The sequence below is a fragment of the Rhodococcus sp. P4_B6 genome (genome assembly GCF_056402215.1).
In genome coordinates this window covers 1-4,420 of record NZ_JBFUHV010000330.1, presented here as the reverse complement: position 1 = coordinate 4,420, position 4,420 = coordinate 1, and the positions used below count along the sequence as shown (strand labels likewise).

Genomic DNA, 4,420 nt, shown 5'->3' with positions numbered 1-4,420 from the left:
GGCACGAACGCTACCGCGACGATCTGCGGCTGCTCTACCTGGTGACCCTCGACGCGCGCACGCACGAACTGCTCGAGCTACGAATGGTGCCGATGAGATCCCGGCGGATGCAACTGCAACGCGCGTCGACAAGTGACACCGAATGGCTGCGGCGGGTTCTCGACGGGATCAGCCGCGACTTCGGCACCCGCATCGACGCGGGCGCGGACGACGTCCTCGTCGCCCGTGGGAGACAAGCGAACTGGTAGGCAGTCGACCACTCTGTGCTCTGTGCCAGCGCTGTCGCGATGTCCGACCAGCGCTGAGCTTCCGACACCGCGGTCGCCGCCTGAACCACTCACAGCAACATCCGAATCGGACAATGCCGCACCCGAATCCTATGCCCTGCAGAACCTCTCAGTTAACGTGACAATGCCCGCGCGGGACCGGCGCGTTGCGGCGGTCGTCGCGCAGGTCCCGTACGTCGACGGGCTGGCCACCCTGCCCCGCTCGGGATGGTCGGGCGTGGGCACACGGTGGTCGCGTACCCGCGTACCCGCGTACCCGCGTACCCGCGTACCCGCGTGACCGGTTCCGGCCGTTGCTGCGGCGACCGCCGGGCATGTTCCCGGTGGTCGGGCCACGGGGAACGTTCGCGGCGATGACCACCCGCGACGCCGAGGCGGGATACCGGGCGATGGATCGCCGGGGTCGACGTGGCGGAACGAGACGCCGGGACGGGCGGCGTTGCAGGCCGCCCGATCTCGGCCGACGACGCAGGTGCATGCGATCACCAGCCCGGTGCTCTTCAGATCGCGGAGCACGAGGTGGTCACCTTCACCCACAGTTGCACTGAAGGCCGCGGCCAAGGCACCCGACGCCGAGGTGCGGATGTACCCCGGCGGCCACTTCGGCCCCTTCTCCGTATCCGGTAATTCGGGGTGCCCGAGGCGTGGTCCCGTTCGTCGGGAATTCTGGAAACTTTCGGTAAGGCTACCCTTGCGGATGCGCTCGAATGGTGTAACCCTTACCTAACTGGATTGGTTCGTAAGGGAGCTCCAATGTTCGTCTGCATCTGCAAGGCCGTCACCGAAGAAGAGGTGCACGAGCACATGGACGACGGCGCGGACAGCGCGGATGCGATCGGCGAGAAGTGCGGAGCCGGTTGGGGGTGCGGCACCTGCGTCGATCGCCTCAATGAACTGCTCTGCGCGCGCGCTATCGGCAGTCGCGTTGCAGCAGCCTGACTGCTGAAGCATCGATCCGTCGCGGATCGTGGGTGAACGCTGATACGGTCGCTACACCCCGGCGACCGGAAGTATGGGCGGCGGCGACGCGGTTATCGCTCTTCTCAACGAGCAGCTGAGGGTCTACGGGGATCGGTTCTTCGCCGATGTCATGGCCGTCGCCGATCTGTATCGGTATCCCGGCCGGCTGTTCGACTGTCCATGACAGCAGCTCACCCTCGATCGGTCGATCTGGTCTGTGCTTGGGCGCGACGGTCTGTGACTCGTACATCGCCGCCGAGCCGGGGGTCGGTGGCGAGCGATCGGATCGGTCGGCGAAGGCGCCGGATGTTCGAAAATCGTGAGCCGCTATAGCCACGCCCGCCCGCCGGCCGCAACGGGGCGGATCGGCTCGGACCCCGAGAACGCGTCGCTGCCGGTGGTCGGCCGGACGCTCCCGTTCGACCGGCGGACGACCCCGGTGCTCCACCCGCGCGGCGTCGAGCCGATCGTCTGCGGCAGGTCGGTGCCCCGCCGGCCGGTCCTCGCCGCGGCGGGTCGGTCGCAGACCGGTCGCCGCCGTGGGTGATCGCGCCCGGCACGTCGACGGCGTCCGGGGGCGAGCTCCCGTGCCCTGGCCACACCCGCACCGGCGTGCAACGCTGACTCTATGGAGGTAATGCCGCGGAGCCCGGGTGCCGGGCCGCCGACGTCGAGGGCATCCGTTCTTCCGTCGAATCCCGCGGGTTCCGCTCAATGCGCCGCGTCGGGTGTCCCTCCCACGATCGGGGTCGAGGAGGAGTTCATCCTGGTCGATTCCCACACGGGTGCGCCGCAACACCGCAACGCTGCGGTGGTGGAGGATGGAACGGCGCTCGGCATCGATCTGCAGCTCGAACTCGCACGATGCCAGATCGAAACGGCCACCCCGGTCTGCGCGCGGATATCGGATCTGGTTCGGGAGCTGTGCAGGGCCCGATCACTCGCTGCCGCCGCGGCCGCCCGGTCCGGGACCCGATTGCTTGCCACCGGGGTTCCCGTGCTCGGTCCGTTGCCGCGGGCGATCACCGACACACCGCGGTACCGGCGGATGGCCGATGGCCGATGGGTTCGGCGCACTGGCCGAGCAGGTGATCTGCGGCTGCCACGTCCATGTCTGCGTTCCCGACCGGGACACGGCGGTGCAGGTCAGCAATCACCTGCGGCCCTGGCTGCCCGCGCTGTTGGCGTTGACGGCGAACTCGCCGATCGCCGCCAACGTGGACACCGGATATGCCAGCTGGCGCCGCATCCTGTGGGCGCGGTGGCCGAGCGCGGGACCGCCACCGTGTTTCCGGTCGGCGCGACACTACGACGCCGCGGTCGCGGCGATGCTGGACTGCGGCAGCGTCCTCGATCCGGCGATGGTCTACTGGGATGCGCGGCTGTCCGCGCATCTGCCACCATCGAGATCCGCATCAGCGACGTCCCCGCCACGGTGCACGAGACCGTGCTGCTCGCGTTCCTGGTCCGGGGGCTGGTCATCACCGCACTGTCGGAACTCGGGCGCGGGGATCTCGCCCGGCCGGTCGGCGACGACCTGCTGCGGGCGGCGTGCTGGCGTGCCGCCCACGACGGTCTGACCGGACACGGAATCGACCCGACCTCGCAAAATCTGATGCCGGCATCCCGGCTCCTTGCTCTCCTTCTCGCGCACGTCCGCACCGCCCTCGAGGACTACGCCTGTGCGCGGGCGGCGGTGGCGCGGGTCCTGGCCCACGGCAACGGCGCCGTCCATCAGCGACGCGCTCTGCGGGCCGGCACACTCACCGACGTCGTCCGCGCGGTCGCCGACCGCACCGTCGAAATCTGCTCGCCCGACGACGATTACTGGGCGTCCGTACCTCCGGCCGATGTCCCGGAATCGCCTGTGCCGACCGGGGAATGCCCCGTGTCTCCGGCGACCGGGTCAGGCACGCGGGAGTAGTTCGCCCGTCGGCGGCCCGTGCGGGCGGCACCTCGGTTTCGGCGCATTCCAGTAGGTCGCGCGAGTGTTTTCGTCGGGCCGAACGGGCCGGTGTGTGCTGTCCGCAGCTTTCGCCTGGTGAAGGCGCGAACAGCTCGTCGCTGCCCGACCGATTCGATGCACGGTCCCGGCTTCGCCGTCGGCGCCAACATCGCCACTCAAGATCTCCTCGTCGGGAGCGCGGGCTGTGCTTCCGTTCCAACATCCGCAAGCCGTCACAGTCCATGTTCACTGCGGTCGAGGAGACTTTCTGCGCGACGCGGAATTCGGTGCAGACCACCGGGCACGGCATCGTCGGCGGCGACAACCACGGCCAAGCGCTCAACCGCCCCTCAGCGTACCGAAATTTTGAATTCGACTGGCAGGCATAACAACACGGAGTGCCGCGGACCCCGGGTCTGGTCACGATGGCCTCCGCCTCGAGGGTGGTGCCGCCCCAGCCCCCGACGCCGCCGTCCGTGGGCCCGCCACCGGACCCTGGCGCCTGGCGGGTCCGCGCACGCCGAGTACGAGGTAAAGAGTCATGGCCACCGACTACGACGCACCCTGAGCCGCCGATCCCGACGAGCTGCCGGAGACGTCCCCGAGCAGTTGGCGGCCAGCACGAGAATCACCGTCTCCTGCCACGGGGTCGACGACAGCGACGCCGCGGAGTCTTTCGAAACGGCCACCCCATTTTGTCGCTGGGTATCAATCCGGACGGGGAAGTTGTTGCACCTCAGTTGAATTCAGGCGAAGAATTGTTTTTCGTGGGCGCTGAAGGACGAGACATACTATCCAGCTGTCCTTCGTTACCCTCTGGTGTGTGCCCGCAACGCCCCTGTGCAGAGTCGGCCGGACGGATTGGGTGTGTGGGGGACGGCGGTGGGGAAGTATTGGGCCGACCCCGGCGCCGATGCAGGCAGCCGATGCGGGGTCGGCGATGTGAGCGTTTCTGTCAGACGGCGACGTTCAGGCCGAACATGATGTGGAGCCAGTGCAGAAACGCGGCGAAGGCCAGATTGAAGTCGATACCTGCAGAACCCATGGTGGTCACCTCGTGAACGGAAACGATCCCACCCTAACTGTCTTATCGCAGGTCGCGGTGCTGGCGTTCTAGCCTGGTTCAGCCCGCCGGCGGCCTGAATTCGTGGAGGCTCAGCAGCTGCTGCACATACTGCCGTTCGGCCAGCGCGGTCATGGCGTCGAGTTTGGCCAACTCTCCGKGGCT

The 4,420-nt window shown here is 68.0% G+C and carries 3 protein-coding genes and 2 pseudogenes; all 5 read left to right on the top strand.

The window, feature by feature from the left end:
- A pseudogene (locus AC1DWT_RS49735) lies at nucleotides 1–248 on the top strand (CapA family protein); the annotation flags it as partial.
- A 157-nt stretch (nucleotides 249–405) separates the two neighbouring features.
- Complete coding sequence (locus AC1DWT_RS49730; protein ID WP_241031619.1) at nucleotides 406–567, top strand: hypothetical protein; 162 nt, start codon at nucleotides 406–408, stop codon at nucleotides 565–567.
- 473 nt (nucleotides 568–1,040) lie between these two features.
- Nucleotides 1,041–1,226, top strand: a complete 186-nt coding sequence (locus tag AC1DWT_RS49725; protein WP_206015779.1) for a (2Fe-2S)-binding protein — start codon at nucleotides 1,041–1,043, stop codon at nucleotides 1,224–1,226.
- Nucleotides 1,227–1,566: 340 nt separating this feature from the next.
- Nucleotides 1,567–1,794: a hypothetical protein gene (locus tag AC1DWT_RS49720; protein ID WP_206015780.1), complete on the top strand. Its 228-nt coding sequence runs from the start codon at nucleotides 1,567–1,569 to the stop codon at nucleotides 1,792–1,794.
- Between the two features lie 81 nt (nucleotides 1,795–1,875).
- Nucleotides 1,876–3,171, top strand: a pseudogene (locus AC1DWT_RS49715) (carboxylate-amine ligase).
- Nucleotides 3,172–4,420 lie beyond the last annotated feature (1,249 nt).

Excerpts from the sequence above, each read along its gene's own strand:
- AC1DWT_RS49725 (WP_206015779.1), top strand. The coding sequence starts at position 1,041 with ATGTTCGTCTGCATCTGCAAGGCCGTCACCGAAGAAGAGGTGCACGAG.